15 protein-coding genes are annotated in these 16045 nt (G+C 69.8%); 3 read left to right on the forward strand and 12 right to left on the reverse strand.

Annotated elements, in window-relative coordinates; translation table 11 throughout:
* Positions 1–109: 109 nt before the first annotated feature.
* The 11 genes from MCHT01_RS27825 to MCHT01_RS12480 form a co-directional block, all read right to left on the reverse strand.
* Positions 110–1675 carry a zinc-ribbon and DUF3426 domain-containing protein gene (locus MCHT01_RS27825; RefSeq protein ID WP_067065624.1) on the reverse strand — a complete coding sequence of 522 codons (1566 nt, stop codon included), beginning with the start codon at positions 1673–1675 and terminating at the stop codon, positions 110–112.
* Between the two features lie 65 nt (positions 1676–1740).
* Positions 1741–2637: a 50S ribosomal protein L11 methyltransferase gene (prmA, locus tag MCHT01_RS12435; RefSeq protein WP_067065821.1), complete on the reverse strand. Its 897-nt coding sequence runs from the start codon at positions 2635–2637 to the stop codon at positions 1741–1743.
* A 198-nt stretch (positions 2638–2835) separates the two neighbouring features.
* On the reverse strand, positions 2836–4185 hold the full coding sequence (gene accC / locus MCHT01_RS12440; protein WP_067065625.1) for an acetyl-CoA carboxylase biotin carboxylase subunit: 1350 nt from the start codon (positions 4183–4185) through the stop codon (positions 2836–2838).
* Positions 4186–4197: 12 nt separating this feature from the next.
* Complete coding sequence (gene accB / locus MCHT01_RS12445) at positions 4198–4665, reverse strand: acetyl-CoA carboxylase biotin carboxyl carrier protein (protein ID WP_067065626.1); 468 nt, start codon at positions 4663–4665, stop codon at positions 4198–4200.
* A 69-nt stretch (positions 4666–4734) separates the two neighbouring features.
* The gene (aroQ, locus tag MCHT01_RS12450) at positions 4735–5187 is read right to left on the reverse strand and encodes a type II 3-dehydroquinate dehydratase (RefSeq protein ID WP_067065627.1); all 453 of its coding nucleotides are present in this window, start codon (positions 5185–5187) and stop codon (positions 4735–4737) included.
* A 178-nt stretch (positions 5188–5365) separates the two neighbouring features.
* Positions 5366–5932, reverse strand: a complete 567-nt coding sequence (locus MCHT01_RS12455; protein WP_067065628.1) for a TlpA disulfide reductase family protein — start codon at positions 5930–5932, stop codon at positions 5366–5368.
* The gene (locus tag MCHT01_RS12460) at positions 5932–6531 is read right to left on the reverse strand and encodes a hypothetical protein (RefSeq protein ID WP_067065629.1); all 600 of its coding nucleotides are present in this window, start codon (positions 6529–6531) and stop codon (positions 5932–5934) included. The genes MCHT01_RS12455 and MCHT01_RS12460 overlap by 1 nt, the downstream gene beginning before the upstream one ends.
* Before the next feature lie 64 nt (positions 6532–6595).
* Positions 6596–7342: a transglycosylase domain-containing protein gene (locus MCHT01_RS12465; protein ID WP_067065630.1), complete on the reverse strand. Its 747-nt coding sequence runs from the start codon at positions 7340–7342 to the stop codon at positions 6596–6598.
* Positions 7339–8253, reverse strand: a complete 915-nt coding sequence (gene aroE / locus MCHT01_RS12470; RefSeq protein WP_067065631.1) for a shikimate dehydrogenase — start codon at positions 8251–8253, stop codon at positions 7339–7341. The genes MCHT01_RS12465 and aroE overlap by 4 nt, the downstream gene beginning before the upstream one ends.
* A 62-nt stretch (positions 8254–8315) precedes the next feature.
* The gene (locus tag MCHT01_RS12475) at positions 8316–9176 is read right to left on the reverse strand and encodes an energy transducer TonB (RefSeq protein ID WP_067065632.1); all 861 of its coding nucleotides are present in this window, start codon (positions 9174–9176) and stop codon (positions 8316–8318) included.
* Positions 9177–9192: 16 nt separating this feature from the next.
* On the reverse strand, positions 9193–11226 hold the full coding sequence (locus MCHT01_RS12480) for a ribonuclease catalytic domain-containing protein (RefSeq protein WP_067065633.1): 2034 nt from the start codon (positions 11224–11226) through the stop codon (positions 9193–9195).
* 199 nt (positions 11227–11425) lie between these two features.
* Here MCHT01_RS12480 and lplT point away from each other — a divergent pair, with 199 nt between their 5' ends.
* Positions 11426–12670, forward strand: a complete 1245-nt coding sequence (gene lplT / locus MCHT01_RS12485; protein ID WP_067065634.1) for a lysophospholipid transporter LplT — start codon at positions 11426–11428, stop codon at positions 12668–12670.
* 221 nt (positions 12671–12891) lie between these two features.
* Here lplT and MCHT01_RS12490 read toward each other — a convergent pair whose 3' ends face one another.
* Positions 12892–14151: a glycosyltransferase family 4 protein gene (locus tag MCHT01_RS12490; protein WP_084452561.1), complete on the reverse strand. Its 1260-nt coding sequence runs from the start codon at positions 14149–14151 to the stop codon at positions 12892–12894.
* A 175-nt stretch (positions 14152–14326) separates the two neighbouring features.
* Here MCHT01_RS12490 and MCHT01_RS12495 point away from each other — a divergent pair, with 175 nt between their 5' ends.
* The gene (locus MCHT01_RS12495; RefSeq protein ID WP_067065822.1) at positions 14327–14968 is read left to right on the forward strand and encodes a hypothetical protein; all 642 of its coding nucleotides are present in this window, start codon (positions 14327–14329) and stop codon (positions 14966–14968) included.
* A 122-nt stretch (positions 14969–15090) separates the two neighbouring features.
* On the forward strand, positions 15091–16044 hold the full coding sequence (locus MCHT01_RS12500; protein ID WP_084452476.1) for an alpha/beta fold hydrolase: 954 nt from the start codon (positions 15091–15093) through the stop codon (positions 16042–16044).
* The last annotated feature ends 1 nt before the right edge of the window (position 16045 follow it).

Consider the following 16045-nt stretch of genomic DNA (forward strand, 5'->3'; position numbering starts at 1 on the left):
AAACCCGGCGCAAGCCGGGTTTTTTCTTTGGCGCTCCAGGATCGCGGCGCCAAGGAAAACGGGCACCTCGCGGTGCCCGATCGATGAGGGTCCTGGGTACGGTCGGGGCTCAGGGGTAGAAAAGCTCGACCGAGTAGCCGCTGATCTTCTGCGCGCCGCTGTCGAAGACCAGCTGCAGTTGCTGGTCCGCGCCGGCGGGCAGCGCGGGGCGGCCGGCCTGCATTTCCGTCGGCGACAGCATGCGGCGCACGACGATCTGGCCCGCCGCGTCCGTCAGGGTCAGGTCGACCCAGGGCTGCGCCACGTCCCAGCCGCTGCGATTGCGCAGGCTGATGCTGAAGCGGTACTGGTTGCCCGCGCCCGCGGGGTTGAGGCTGCTGCTCTCGACGCTGAGCGCCTCGATGTGGCGCCAGGGCTTGAGTTCCTGGCCCATCGCCTGCGCCAGCGAGCTCAGCGCGGGGCGCGCGACCGGGTACTGCGCCGCGATCGCCTCGCGGCCGTGCCAGGTGAGCTGCGCGATCAGGCCGAGCGCGAGCACCGTGGCCAGACCGCCCAGCGCGATCCGCATGCCGGGCCGCTGCCAGCGGCGCGCGGCCTCGGCCTGGCGCATGAAGCTCGGCACCGGGGCGGCCGCGGATGCCCCATTCACGGAGGCGCCCATGCCGGGCTCGATGGCGGGCGCATGCAGCGCCGCGGCGGCCATCAGCTCCGATTCGCTCGCGAGCTCCGTCATCGTCGTCTCGGCCGGATTCGGCGCGGACGACTTCTCGCGCCGGAAGCGCTTGAAGGGATTCCACAAGCGTCCTGGCTTGCGCGCTTTCTCGGCGGCGCGGGCGGCCTTGTGCGACTCCGCCAGCGCGTCCTCGTCGGCCGCGAGGATGGACGTGGTCGGCTCCATCGACGGCTCGTGCGCGTCGAGCTGCGCGGCGGTCGCGGGGCTCAGTGCCAGCGTCACGTCGGGCCGGTCGTCGTCGAGCATCGGCGGCGGCAGCTCGTCCTCCTCGAAGCGCATGCCCTTGGGTTCGGGCAGATGCGCGCGGGGATCGGGCGCGGGGGCTGGCGGCGCGTCGAGGAAAGGCTCGCGGCGGTCCTCGATCGACTCCTCGTCGAAGCCGGTCGCGTTGAAGCGCGCGCCCACGACATCCTCGATGGGGTCGTCGGCGTAGAGCTCCTCGTCGCTGACCTGGCGCGGCGGCGCGAAGGGATTCAGGTCCTCGTCATCGGCGGCCAGCCACGAATCGCGGGCGTCCTGCCGGACCTCGTGGCGAGGTTCGGGCGCGCGCGGCGGCTCCGGTGCATGGACCGGAGGCGAGGGTTCGTAGGACGAGGGTTGGAACGACGACGGTGCGTAGGACGAGGGCGCGTAGGCCGGCGTCGGTGCCGGCATCGGCTCGGGCAGCGGGGCGGGCTGGCTCGGCTGGAACTGGCCCTGGTAGGGCTGATAGGGCGGTTCTGGCGCGGGACGGCGCGCGAGCGGCTCGGGTTCCGCCGGCGTGCCGGCGCCCACGGGCGGCCAGGGCGGCGGACTGTCGCGCTCAAGGTCGAACAGCTGCTCGCGGGCGTCGAACACCTCGGCGCAGCGGCCGCAGCGCACCCAACCCTCGGAGACACGCAACTGGTCCTGCACCACCCGGAAGATGGTGCCGCAGGTGGTGCAGCGGGTCGCGAGATTCATGGGCGCGATGATGCCATGGAGCCAGGGTCAGGCCTTGCCGTGAACAACCCGATGTCCCGTCGTTCTCAGGCCGGGCGGCGCGCGGTCATCAGGATCCAGCCGTCCTCGCGATCGCTGACGTCCAGCGCCACATAGGGCGCATACGCGGCCTTGAGCTCGTCGGCCTGGCGCTCCAGGATGCCCGCGAGCACCAGATGGGCGCCGGGCGCGAGGTGGCCGCACAGCAGCGGCGCCAGCAGCTTCAGCGGCGTGGCCAGGATGTTGGCCAGCACGATGGGGTACTCGCCCTGGGCGGCGTCGGGCAGCGCGGCGTTCAGCGTCACGCCGTTGTCCTTGGCGTTGTGGACCGAGGCGGTCACCGCCGCGGGGTCGATGTCGACCGCGTCGATGTGCTTCGCGCCGAACAGGCCGGTCGCGATCGCGAGGATGCCGGAGCCGCAGCCGTAGTCGAGTACCCGGTCCCAGCCAGCCGCTTCCGCGCCGTGGCCGGCGATCCAGCGCAGACACATGCGCGTGGTCGGGTGCGTGCCGGTGCCGAAGGCCAGGCCCGGGTCCAGACGCATCACCTGCCTGGCCTGGGCGGGGGCCTCGTGCCAGGACGGGACGATCCAGAACTCGGGCGTGATCTCGACCGGCGCGAACTGCGATTGGGTCAGGCGGACCCAGTCCTGCTCGGCCACGGCCTGGATGGTCTGCACATGCACGTCGGTGGCCCAGTCCTGCGCGAGCAGCAGGGTCGCCGCCTCGGTCGCCTCGGCTTCGGTCGCGAACAGCGCCTTCACCACCGAGCGCTCCCAGCCCGGCTTGGGCGCGGGCATGCCGGGCTCGCCGAACAGCGCGTGCTCGGCCGGCGTGTCGGCATCGGCGTCCTCGACGGACACGGCCAGCGACTCGACCTCCATCAGCGCGTCGCTGACGATCTCGACGTCCTGCTCGCGGCAGATCAGCACCAGTTCGTGCAGCAGGGCGGGGTTGGGGGTGTCATCGCTCATGGCAACTCCGGGAGGTCGGGGCGTTCGGCTCGGATCGCGCGGATCGGAAGGATCGCGGGGCCCTGGCGCCGAAGCATCAAAGGATCGGAAAAGGACAAGCCCTCAAGGCGGACGGATGTCCGCGCTTGAGGGCCGTGCATTGTCGCTCAGCGAGGGCGACTGCCTGGATCAGCGCTTGTGCGCCGCCATCCACTGCTCGAGGTAATGGATGTCGGTGCCGCCTTCGATGAACTTGGCGTCGGCCATCAGCTCGCGGTGCAGCGGGATGTTGGTCTGGATGCCTTCGACGACGGTCTCCGACAGCGCGATGCGCATGCGGGCCAGGGCCTGCTCGCGGGTGTCGCCGTGGACGATGATCTTGCCGATCATCGAGTCATAGTTCGGCGGGACGAAGTAGTTGGTGTACGCATGCGAGTCCACGCGCACGCCGGGGCCGCCGGGCGGGTGCCACATCGTGATGCGGCCCGGGGACGGGATGAACTTCACCGGGTCCTCGGCATTGATGCGGCACTCGATCGAATGGCCGCGCATCGTGATGTTGCGCTGCGTGAAGGGGAGCTTCTCGCCGGCGGCGATGCGGATCTGCATCTGCACGATGTCGATGCCGGTCACCAGCTCGGTCACCGGATGCTCCACCTGCACGCGGGTGTTCATCTCGATGAAGTAGAACTCGCCGTTCTCGTACAGGAACTCGAACGTGCCCGCGCCGCGGTAGCCCATCTTCTTGCAGGCGGCCGCGCAGCGGTCGCCCACGCGCTCGATCAGGCGACGCGGAATGCCGGGCGCCGGCGCTTCCTCGATGATCTTCTGGTGGCGGCGCTGCATGGAGCAGTCGCGCTCGCCCAGCCAGACGGCGTTCTTGTGGCCATCGGCCAGCACCTGGATCTCCACGTGACGCGGATGCTCCAGGAACTTCTCCATGTAGACCTGCGGGTTGCCGAAGGCCGCGGCCGCTTCGGCCTTGGTCATCTGCACCGCGTTGACCAGGGCGGCCTCGGTGTGGACCACGCGCATGCCGCGGCCACCGCCGCCGCCGGCGGCCTTGATGATCACCGGGTAGCCGACCGCGCGGGCGATGCGGACGATCTCCTTCGGGTCGTCCGGCAGGGCGCCCTCGGAGCCGGGCACGCAGGGGACGCCGGCCTTGATCATGGCCTGCTTGGCCGAGACCTTGTCGCCCATCGTCCGGATGTTCTCCGGGGTCGGGCCGATGAAGGTGAAGCCGCTGCGCTCGACGCGCTCGGCGAAGTCCGCGTTCTCGGACAGGAAGCCGTAGCCGGGGTGGATCGCTTCCGCGTCGGTGACCTCGGCCGTCGCGATGATGGCCGGCATCGACAGATAGCTTTGCGCGGACGGCGCGGGGCCGATGCAGACGGCCTCGTCGGCCAGCTTCACGTACTTCGCGTCGCGGTCCGCCTCCGAATACACGACGACCGACTTCACGCCCAGTTCGCGGCAGGCGCGCTGGATCCGAAGAGCGATCTCGCCGCGATTCGCGATGAGGATCTTCTTGAACATCTGGGGGCCGCCTTACTCGATGACGATCAGCGACTGGCCGAATTCCACCGGTTGGCCGTTCTCGATCAGGATCTTCGTGATCGTGCCGGACTTGTCGGCTTCGATCTCGTTCATGATCTTCATCGCCTCGATGATGCAGATGGGGTCGCCTTCCTTGACCTGCTGGCCGACTTCCGCGAACGCCTTGGCGTTGGGGCTGGAGGCGCGGTAGAAGGTGCCGACCATCGGCGACTTGACGATGTGGCCGGTCTCGACGACCGGCGCAGGGGCGGCGGCGGCGGGCGCGGCGGCGACCGGGGCGGCGGCCACGGGGGCGGCGACCATCTGCGGCGCGGCCTGCATCATGGGCATGGCGGCCACGACGGGCTGGCCATCGGACTTGACGATGCGCACCTTGCCATCGGCTTCGGTGATTTCAAGTTCAGAGATGTTCGACTCGGACACGAGGTCGATCAGGGTCTTGAGCTTGCGCAAATCCATAACGGTTTCTCCAACGGGGATCGGTTGTGGTCTTCGGAGGGATCTTCTTGCGGCCGGGGGCCGTGCGTCTCAGGACGTTCGACGCTGGCTCTGCGCGGACTGCAGCACGTATTGCAAGGCCAGACGGTAACCCGCCGGGCCGAGTCCGCAGATGACGCCCACGGCGAGGTCCGACAGGTAGCTGTGATGCCTGAAGGATTCCCGCTTGTGGATGTTGGACAGGTGCACCTCAACGAATGGGATGGCCACCGCCGCCAGCGCGTCGCGAATCGCGACGCTGGTATGCGTGTAGGCCGCCGGATTGATGATGATGAAGCGCGTCCCGTCCCGTCCGGCCGCCTGGATGCGGTCCACCAGGGCACCTTCGTGGTTGCTCTGATGGCTCTCCAGAGCTACGCCGGCTTCCTGCGCGATCTGCCGCAGATCGTCGTCGATCTGCGCCAAAGTGGTCGCGCCGTAGACCTCGGGCTCGCGCGTGCCGAGCAGATTGAGGTTGGGGCCGTGTAGTACCAGAACTTGCATTCAGCGACCGGTCCCGCCATTTAGAGCGAAGACACTAGAAGCGTAAAAGGGTGGACTTTACGCCTTTTGACCCCAGATCCCGGCGGCTTCCCAAAAATAAATGGCTTGACCTTGCCTGGGGCGGCGGCTATGTCCGGCGCCCCTCCCATCTAGGGGTTGACCCGAGGTCGCGTGAGGCTCACACGGTCACGGACCGGGCCATCTCGCGCAATTCCTCGAGGTGGGTCGCGCCGAGTTTGCGCCAGATCGGTTCGCCTTGAACGCCGAACGCGACGGTAAAGGGCAGGCCGCCCTTGCTGTTGCCCAGCGTCCTGGACAGGTCGGTGCCGGTCAGTCCGGCGAGCGCGACCGGGAACTTCAGCGGCAGCTTTTCGAGAAAACCGCGCACCGGCGTCGGGGCGTCCACCGCCAGACCGAGCACCTGCCACCCCTTGGCGGCGAACTCGTCATGGAACTGGTTGATCTCCGGCAGCTCCTTCACGCAGGGCGCGCACCAGGTCGCCCAGAAGTTCAGCAGCAGCGGTTTGCCGCGCAGATGCTGCGCCGGCTGGTAGGTGGACTGGTCCAGGGTGTCGAAGCTGGCGTTCCAGAACGCGGCCGCCTCGGGCGACAGCGGACCGGCCGCCGGTCCGGCGGCGGTCCCGCCGGCAGAGTCGCCATGGCCGTGACGAAGGGCGAGATACGCCCCCGCGCCCGCGGCCACCAGGCCCGCGGCGCCCAAACCCAAGATCGCGCGTCGTTGCATCAGTCGTCCTTCGTCGTGTCCAGCAGTTGGCGCAGCGCCGCGAGGTCGCCGCGTTCGGTCCGGCCGCGCGCGTCGGGCTTGAGCGCGCCGCGCTGGTCGTCGTAATCGAGGATGGTCAGGGCGATGGTGACCCGCTCGTTCAGCGCGCGACAGGGCGCGTCCAGGATGAGCTGGTCCACCGTCTGGCCGCGCGCGTTGCGCGACTGCCCGACGTCGTAGTCGATGCCCTGATTGAGCAGCGCGATCTCGCAGGATTTGCTGTCATCGCAGTACAGCTGCAGGTGGATGTTGGAGAGCCGGGTCGCGGTGCCGCGCCAGACGGCGCCGCTCAGGTGGGGGCGGAACTCGGCCAGGCGCTCCATCCAGACGGCGGCCAGCTCGCGAAGCGCTCGCAGTTCCTCGGGCTGGGTGTCGGCGCAGAAGATCGCGAGGTAGTCGCGGACCTGGTCCTCGAGCTCGTCGTTGGTCGGCAGCGCGGTGCGGGCGGGCAGGCCCAAGGTCTTCAGCGCGCGGGTCTTGGCGGGGCCGTATTCCAGGCCTTCCTCCACCACCAGCCGGGCGGCGGTGGCGGCGATCTCGGTCGTCAGTTCAGCGGTCATGGCGTTCTTTCGGCACGCGGGCGGGCGTCCGGACGCGCTCGCCGATCCCGGTGGCGCGTGCCGCTCAGGGTACCTCGACCGCGCCCATCCGGGCCTCGATGGTGCCAGCACGGCCCATCACGTAGGGCGAGCCGGGGCGTTTCTCGAACCGCTTGGGCGCGGGCAGCATCACCGCGAGGCGCGCCGCCTGGTTGGGGCCGAGCCGGTCCGCGCCGACGCGGTAATAGTGACGCGCCGCGGCCTGTGCCCCGAACACGCCCTCGCCCCACTCGACGTTGTTGAGGTAGATCTCCAGGATCCGGTGCTTGCCCAGGATCGCTTCCAGCATGTAGGTCAGCGCGATCTCCTGGCCCTTGCGGATGAAGGTCCGCTCCGAGCTGAGGAAGAGGTTCTTGGCCAGTTGCTGGCTGATGGTCGACCCGCCGATGACCTTGGGGACCGGTGGCGGCTTGTTCGGCGCGAACTTGGCCTGGCGCGCGGCGCGCTTGTCGGCCTGCTCCTGCGCCTTCTGGTTCTTGTCCCAGGCCTTCTGGATGGCGTCCCACTCGACGCCGCCGTGGTCCATGAAGCCGGCGTCCTCGCTGGCGATCACGGCGCGCTTGAGGTGCTTGCTGATGCGCGCGTCATCGACCCATTCCTGGGTCCAGAGGATCTGGTGGTTCTCGCGCGCGAGGCGCAGCGCCTCCGAGCGCTGGAAGGTCGTGGACTGCGGCGCGACCACCTTCATCACCACGATGCGGGCCACGAAGTAGAGCTGCAGGCAGACGATGCTGACGACCAGCATGCCGAGCACACGCCAGACCTGCTTCATGCGGCGGACTCCAGGCGGCGGCGGACGTCGGCCAGCACGCTGGCGCTGTCCGGGCGCACGCCGCGCCAGACCAGGAAGGCTTCCGCGGCCTGCTCGACCAGCATGCCCAGGCCATCGCGTCGCGCGCCGCCGGGACCCGACTGCGCGTCGGCCCAGTCCAGGAAGGCCGCGGCCGACGGGCCGTACATCATGTCGACCGCCAGGCCGCCGCGGGCCAGCACGGGCGCGCCGGTCTCGGGCAGCGGCACGCCGGCGCCGCTGAGCGAGGCGCTGGTGCCGTTGATCAGCACCTCGTGCGGTCCGTCCGGCGCGGCTGCGTCCAAGGGGCCGGCGCTCAGCGCGACACCGTGTTGGTCGGCCCAGGCGCGATGGCTGTCGATCAGCGCGAGCGCCTTGTCGGGGCTGCGGTTGACCACGCGGATCGCGGCGGGCCGCGCGGCGATCAGGCTGCCGAGCACACCGGCCGAGGCCCCGCCCGCGCCGATGAGCAGCACGCGCTGACCGCGCAGCGGCCGGGCGGCGTTGCGTTCGATGTCGGCGACCAGGCCGGCGCCGTCGGTGTTGTCGCCGAGCCAGCCGCCCGCGGCTTCCGCGTCGAAGCGCAGCGTGTTCACCGCGCCGGCCAGGCGGGCGCGCGGGGTCAGGCGTTGCGCGAGGCGGAAGGCCTCGAACTTGAACGGGACGGTGACGTTGCAGCCGCGGGCGCCCGCGGCGACGAAGCCGCGGATCGTCGCCTCGAAGGCGTCGAGCGGGCAGAGCAGGCGCTCATAGACCAGCGACTGACCGGTCTGCACGGCGAAGGCGGCGTGGATCTCGGGCGAGCGGCTGTGCGCGACCGGATTGCCGGCGACGGCGTAGCGGTCGAGGGCCGCGGCGGCGGACGATACGGAGGCGGAGGAGTCGGCGCTCATGGCTCTCTATATATAGAGGAGGGCGGGGCGGTCGGGTCGGAGGCTCGGAACACGCCGGCCGCTCAGGACGGCTGCGGCGCGCTGAGCGTCGTCTCCACGCTCTCGTCGCGGTTGAACCGGAAGCGGAAGGACATCACCAGGATCTCCGCGCCGCGGCGCATCTCGGACGTGAACTGGCCGAAGGGCGCGGCCGCCCGCACGATCGCGACGGCGCGGCGGTCCAGCACGCTGTTGCCGGAGCTCTGGACGATCTCGGTCTCGACGACGCGGCCGTGGTAGTCGACCTGGATGTTCATCGTCAGCTCGCCATAGAGCTTGCGGCCCTGGTACGAGGGAAAGTCGCGCGTGCCGCGGGCCTCGATGCGGCGGCGCAGCTGGTCGTAATAGATCGCGTGGACCGTCTCGCGGGTGGCCGGGCTCACGTAGCGCTTCTTCGGGCGCGCGTTCTCGACGTTCACCCGCTTCTCGATCTCGGCCAGCGCCTGGACCAGTTGGCGGCGGTGCTCGGCGATCTGCCGGCCCTCGACCGTGCTCTTGTCGCGGATCGGATCGGGCGGCGGCAGCACGGCCAGCTGGCGGCGCAGCTGCGTCAGCAGCTGTTCCTGCACCTGCTGCAGTTGCTGGATCTGGCTGTGCTCGCGCTCGATGCTGTCGCCGGTCTCCTCGAGCGGGGAGGGCGCCATCGGGGAGGTCGCGCGCACGTTGGCGGCCAGTTCGCCGCCGCCGGCCAGGTTGGCCTGGGCGAGCGCCTGCGCCTTGTCGGGCGCGTCCTGGCCGCGCGCGTTCACCAGCACCACCTCCAGCGCCTCGTCCTGGAACAGCCGGTTGAACTGTTCCGGGGCGACCAGCTTGAGCGTGCCCAGGCCCAGGTGCACGCCGGCCGAAATGATCAGGGCGTAATGCAGGACGCTGAGCTTGGGCATCGTGGGCGCGTGAGGATCAGGAGGCTGCGGGGGCCGGCGCGGCCGGCTCGGCGCCTTCGTCGTTGACGTCGATGGCCAGGGTGAGCACGCCGGCCGGTTCCTCGTCCTCGTCGGATTCGGTGTCGGCGGCGGGCTCGGCCTCGGCATCCAGGCGTTCGACCAGGTTGGCGTGCACGTCCAGCGTCAGCTCGTCCAGTCCGGTGATGCGGACCTTCACGTGGCTGTTGCGCGGCAGGTTCTCGCAGCCCAGCGCGCGGAACACCAGGGGCAGCGTGTCGGCGCGGACCAGACCGTCCTTCAGCACGGAGGCGGTCAGCTCGGTGATGCCTTGCTGCTGCAGGTACTTCAGCGTCCAGTAGCGCTCGATGCCGGACTGGAAGCCGTTGTAGGCGCTGTAGGCCGCGTCGAAGCCCGAGATGATGGAGAACAGCTGCGCGTCCTTGGGCTTGAACGGCGCGGCCAGCGCGGCCGTCTTGCCGTGGCGGGCGCAGGCGATGATCTGCCACTGGTTGACCAGGTCGACGTAGCGGCGCAATGGGGAGGTGGCCCAGGTGTACTGCGCGACGCCCATGCCGGCGTGCGGCGCCGGCTTGGTGCCCATGCGGACCTTCATGCCGGGCGCGAGGCTGGCCTGGCTGCGATAGATGCCGGGCACGCCGCAGTCGGCGAGGATGCCGCCCCAGCTCGAGTTGGCCAGGATCATGGCCTCGGCCACGATCAGGTCCAGGGCCGCGCCGCGCTGACGCGTCGTGATCGAGACCTGCTCGGCGCCCTCGGGCTCGCGTCCGTCGTTGCCCTCGAGGCGGAAGTTGTAGTCCGGACGGTTGAAGGTCTCGGGCTTGCCCCGCACCACCTCGCGCTTGGCCTTGAGGTCCTTGGCCAGACGGTAGGCGAAGGCCAGTTCCGGGGCGAAGTCGTAGTCGGCCGGGGCCGCGCCGGTCAGCGTGGCGTCGGTGATGACGTGGTCGAGCTTGTCGTGGCGCAGGTTGGCGGCGATGGGCACGCGTTCCAGCCTGGTCTCGCGCGAGGTGATCTCCAGCGTCGCCTCGTCCATGCTCAGGTAGATGCTGACGGCGGGGCAGTCGCGGCCCTCGATCAGCGTGTAGGCCTGGACCACGTCGTCGGGCAGCATGGTCAGCTTCCAGCCCGGCATGTAGACGGTGGAGAAGCGGTCGCGGGCGACCTTGTCCACGGCCGAGTCCGGCTGGATGGCCAGGCCCGGCGCGGCGATGTGCACGCCGAAGACCACGGTGCCGGAGCCCAGGCCCTGGACGGACAGCGCGTCGTCGATCTCCGTCGTCTGCGAGTCGTCGATCGAGAAGGCCCGCACGGGTGCGAGCGGCAGCTCTTCCTTGATCTCGGGGGCGCTGAGCGCGGGGAAGTTGGTGCCCTTGGGGAAGTGCTCGAAGAGGAAGCGCTTCCAGTGGAACTGGTAGGGGCTGGCGATCGCGCCGGCGTCCTTGAGCAGGTCCAGCGGCGCCTTCTGGCTGCGCTTGGCGGCCTCGACCACGGCCTTGTACTCGGGGCCGTTCTTGTCGGGGCGGAAGAGGATCTTGTAGATCTGGTCGCCGATCGGGGCCGGGCACTGGCCCTGGGCCAGCTCGGCGGCCCATTGCTCGATCTGGGCGGCGATCTGCTTCTTGCGCTCGATGCCCAGCAGGGCGGCCTTCACCGTCTCGGCGGGCGCCTTCTTGAAGACGCCCTTGCCCATCCGGCGGAAGTAATGGGGGGCCTCGAACAGCCGGAACAGCGCGCCGGCCTGCTGGCCCAGCGTCGCCTTGGCGTCGAAGTAGTCGCGGGCCAGGTCGGCGAAGCCGAACTCGCCTTCGGGCGCGAACTCCCAGGCGAGGTCGAGGTCGATCTCCTCGGACAGGCGTTGGCCGTCCGCGATCAGCTCGGCCGGCGAGGGCTTGTCGAACTTGATGAGGACATGCGCGGTTTTCACTTTGACGCGCTTGCCCGAATCGAGCTCGATCTGCATCGAGGATTCGGCTTCGGACAGGATGCGGCCGGCGAGGAACTTTCCGGCGTCTTCGAACAGGGCAAACATAGCGGCGGGATTGTCGCTGATCGGGGAAGGCGGTCCGAACGGGTGGTGCCGGGTGCCGTGTCAATTCGTTCCGAAGGCCCCGACGAGTCGCGTCGCCGCGACGCCCGACGGTCCGGAGCGCGTCGTCAACCGGCTGTCAACACCGAGTCAACCGGGTGTCAAGCGCCGGTCACGGCGCTTTCGCATACTCGCCGCGCTCATGCCACCGCGCTTCCACACCCTCATCGCCGCGCAGTTCTTTTCCGCGTTGGCGGACAACGCGCTGCTGATCGTCGGCATCGCCCTGCTGCGCGAGATGGGCCAGCCCGCCTGGTGGGCGCCGCTGCTCAAGCTCTGCTTCACGCTGGCCTACGTCGGCCTGGCGCCGGTGGTGGGGCTGATCGCCGACGCCTGCCCCAAGGTCGCGCTGATGACCTGCATGAACGGGCTCAAGGCGGTCGGCGTGGGCCTGCTCGCGCTGGGACTGGATCCGCTGCTCGCCTTCGGCATCGTCGGCACCGCCGCCGCCTGCTACGCCCCGGCCAAGTACGGCCTGATCACCGAGATCGTGCCCCCCACCAAGCTCGTCGCCGCGAACGGCTGGATCGAGGTGTCGGTCGTGTGCTCGGTGCTGCTGGGGACCCTGGTGGGTGGTTTGCTGGTCAGTCCCTGGTGGATGGCCGAGGTCGCCGCCCTCGGGGTCGGGCATCCGCTGACCGCCTCGCTCTGCGCGCTGCTGGGCGTCTACGCCCTGGCGGCCGCGCTGCAGCTGCGCGTGCCGGAAAGCGGCATCGTCTACCCGAAGGCGCCGAGCCGCCCCCGCGAGATCCTGCGGGACTTCTACCATTCCAATGCCGCGCTCTGGCGGGACCGCCTGGGCGGACGCCTGTCCTTGTCGATGACCACGCTGTTCTGGGGTGCCGGCGCGACCCTGCAGCTCGCCGTCCTGCAATGGGCCCAGGATGTGCTGGGTCTGCGCCTCAACCAGGGGGCCTACCTGCAGGCCACGGTGGCGGTCGGTGTCGTCGTGGGGGCGGGTCTTGCCGGCCGCTGGATCGCGCTGCATCACTCCTTGAAGGTGATGCCGCTGGGCCTGATGCTGGGCGCGCTGATGCTGGGCACGCCCTGGGTGACCTCGCTGGGCTGGGCCTTGCCCGCGATGGTGCTGGTGGGTGCGGTCGGTGGTGCGATGGTGGTCCCGATGAACGCCCTGCTGCAGCATCGTGGCGTGCAGATCCTGAGCGCCGGCCGCTCGATTGCCGTGCAGGGGTTCAACGAGAACCTGAGCATCCTCGTGATGCTGGGCGCCTACGCGATCCTGCAGGCCCTGGGCGTGCCGCTGGTCTGGTTGATGAGCGGTCTGGGCCTCTTCGTGTGCCTGTGCGTCCTGATCCTGATGATCCGACGCCACGCCCGCCGCGAGACCCTGGTCCCCGGTGCCGCCGAGGGCGGCATATCAGGCTGACGCCCATCCGGATCCCCGAACCGAACCGCTGCATCGCAGCTCGAAGCAAGCCCGGCGCGCGGCGCCCCGAAGGTCGGGCGGTGCACGCGAAGCGTGCTTGTGAACTGACTGGGCGCACTCTGTCTGACCGCAGCGAGCCGCAGGTGAGCGGAGGGAGTTGAGCGCCCCCGCCGGACCGCGAGGGGCGCCGCGCGCCGGGCTTGCTTCGAGCTGTCGCTCGGTCAGAGCGCCCGCGTCGCCGTCATCCCCGACAGCTGCGACCCTGCGCGCAAGGCCGTGCTGGTGCCGTCGATGGCGGCCGCATAGACCTGCTCGATGCCTTGGACGATCCCGTCCCACCCGAGCGAATCCGCCGTATCGCGCGCCGAGGCGCCCATCGCGCGCAGCCGCGGCAGGTCCTCGAGCAACGCCAGCGTTCGCGCATGGAAAGCCGAGTTGTCGTTGAACGGTGCGAGCCCCCCATTCACCCCATCGCGCACCAGCAGCGCCGCGGCCGCGTACTGGAAGGCCATGACCGGCAGCCCGCTGGCGAGCGCTTCCGGCGTGACGTTCCCGTAGGTCTCGGTGATGGAAGGGAACACGAACAGATCGCCGCTCGCATAGCACGCGGCGAGGTCATCTCCATGGCGCATGCCGGCGAAGACGACGTTGGACGAAGGGGGCAGCTGCTGCTCGAGTTCAGCCCGGGCGGGCCCATCGCCGATCAGCACGAGACGTGCTCGCGGATGCCGCTGGCGGATGCTGGGCCACAGTTCGGCGAGCAACTGGAGGTTCTTCTCCGCCGCCAGCCGCCCGACGTGCAGCAGCACCGGGTCGCCTGGCGCCGCCCCCCAGCTCTCGCGCAGCGCGTCGCTGCGATGGCCGGGATGGAAGAGTTGCGTATCGACCCCACGCGCGATCACGCTGACATGGCGGAAGCCCTGGGCCATCAGCTCGCCGGCCAGCGCCGCGTTCGGCACCATCGTGCTGTGGCATCGGTTGTGGAACTTGCGCAGATAGGCCAGCAGCGGGCGCCTCAGCCAGCCGATGCCGTAATGCTGGGCGTAGGCGTGGAAGTTGGTGCGGAATTCCGACACCACCGGGAGCTTGAGCTGCCGGGCCGCCTGCAGCGCCGACCAGCCCATCGGCCCCTCGGTCGCGATGTGCACGATGTCGGGACGCTTGCTGGCCCAGAGATTGGCCAAGGTGCGCTTGGAGACGACCCCCATGCGCAGATGCGGATAGCGCGGCACCGGCAGGCCGCGCATCAGCACCTCGTCCACCGGAGCCTCCTGCGTGACGGGCAGTCCCGCCGGCGCCTGCCGCGGCCGCAGCAGCTGGACCGCGTGGTCCCGCGCCTGCAGCCCCTTCACGACGCACGCGATGCTGCGCGCCACGCCGTTCACCTCGGGCGGATAGGTCTCCGTCACCACGGCCACGCGGAAGTGGCGCTGGCGGGTGGGGAGCTCGTCGACTTCGAGTTCGATCGGCGGGGTCGTCATGGCGCGGATGATCAACCTCGATCGCAACAGTTCTGTGACGGCGCGGACCGTCACGCGCCTGAAACAGCCGATAGACACAGTCGCCACGCGTTCGTCATCGATGCATCACCGCGACATCACGCGATTGCCATCGATGGCCGGCACGCTCACCCGCTCACCCATGGACGAGGCCCGCATGAAAGACTTTCTGGCACTCCTGAACGAACAGCGCTGGGACGACCACCGCTACTACCACCATTGCCGCATCAACCAGTCGCTGCACCTGCTGAGCGCCTGCTGCTTCGTGATCGCCTACGGCCTGCTGCTGGTCGATCCCGCCTGGGCCGCGCTGTTGGCCTGGGGCGTGTCGATGACCAGCCGCCAGGCGGGTCACTTCTTCTTCGAGCCCAAGGGCTACGACGAGGTGAACCAGGCCACGCATGAGTACAAGGAGGAGATCAAGGTCGGCTACAACCTGCGCCGCAAGATCGTGCTGATGGGCCTGTGGGCCGCGTCGCCGGTGCTGCTGTGGCTGCAGCCGGGTCTGTTCGGCGTGTTCGCGCCGGCGACCGGCTTCGTCGAGTACCTGCACCAGCTGGGCCTGGTGTGGTTCTGGATCGGCGTGGGCGGCCTGGCCTTCCGCGTGCTGCAGCTGGCGGTGACCCGCGACCTGCGCACCGGCGTGGCCTGGGCGACCAAGATCATCACCGACCCCTTCCACGACATCCAGCTGTACCACCGCGCCCCGCTGCATCTGCTGCGCGGTGAGCGCATGGATCCGATGCTGTGGGCCCGCGGCGATGGGCACAATGCCGTGAACGGCGAACAGGCCGCCTGACCCGACAGGGACGCGCAAGCGACGATCCGCAAGGGCGGATCGTCCGAAGACGCGGGGCAGGGCGGCTGGACGGCGGATCGCGACGATCCGGCCGCGCCCGCCGGCGAGAAGGAGTTCCCCGCATGTCATCGAATGAACGGCGCCCTGGGGCGCCGATGTCCTGGCCGTCGCCGCGCCTGATCGCGCTGGCGGCGGTGTGCGCCGCGGCCGCGCTGACGGCCGGCTGCGGCAGCGTGATGCCCAACACGGGCAATCAGCGCGTCGTGGGCGGCCCCATCGTCTACACCAAGGTCGGCCATGGCGAGCCGACCATCGTCCTGCAATCGGGCCTGGGAGACGGCCGCGATCCGTGGGCGCCGGTGCTCGGCCAGTTGCGCGAGCACTACAGCGTCTTCGCCTACGACCGACCCGGCTATGGCGAGAGCACCGCCACGCCACCCATCCCGCGCAGCCCCTGCGGCATCGCGAGCGAGCTGCATGAGCTGCTCAAGAGCGCGGGCGTGAAGCCGCCGTACGTGCTGGTCGGGCATTCCATCGGTGGGCTGTACCAGTACGCCTACTCGCGGCTGTATCCGGACGAGGTGGCGGGCATCGTGCTCGTCGACGCCACGCATCCGATGCACCTGCGCCGCATGCAGGTCGAGGTGCCGCTGATGGCCAACATGCTGGAGAGCATGAGCCGGCGCGTGTTCCGCGGAATGATGCAGGTGGAGTTCAACATGCAGCAGGAGTGCGTCGACGCGCTGCTGCAGAAGCCGCGTCCCGAGGTGCCGGTGCGGGTGCTGACGCGGACGGTGTATTCGCCGGTCGAGGCGGCCAGCGGCTTCGAGAGCATGGTCCACGGGCTGGAGCCGAACTGGCTGCCGCTGGTGGGCGGGAAGGGCCTGCAGCCGGTGCCCGGCGCGGGGCACTACATCCAGCGGGACAAGCCCGAGGTGGTCGTCGCTGCGATCGAGGCGGTGACCCGGGAGGCGCGCGAGCGCGAGGCGGAGAAGGCCGCGACCGCGGAGCAGGCCGTCGAGGCGCCGCGAGCCGTCGCCACCGCGGCGTCGGCCGCGTCGGCAGTGCAGCGCTGAG

Source organism: Mitsuaria chitosanitabida ATCC BAA-476 = NBRC 102408, from assembly GCF_001598255.1.
Classification (GTDB): domain Bacteria; phylum Pseudomonadota; class Gammaproteobacteria; order Burkholderiales; family Burkholderiaceae_C; genus Roseateles; species Roseateles chitosanitabidus.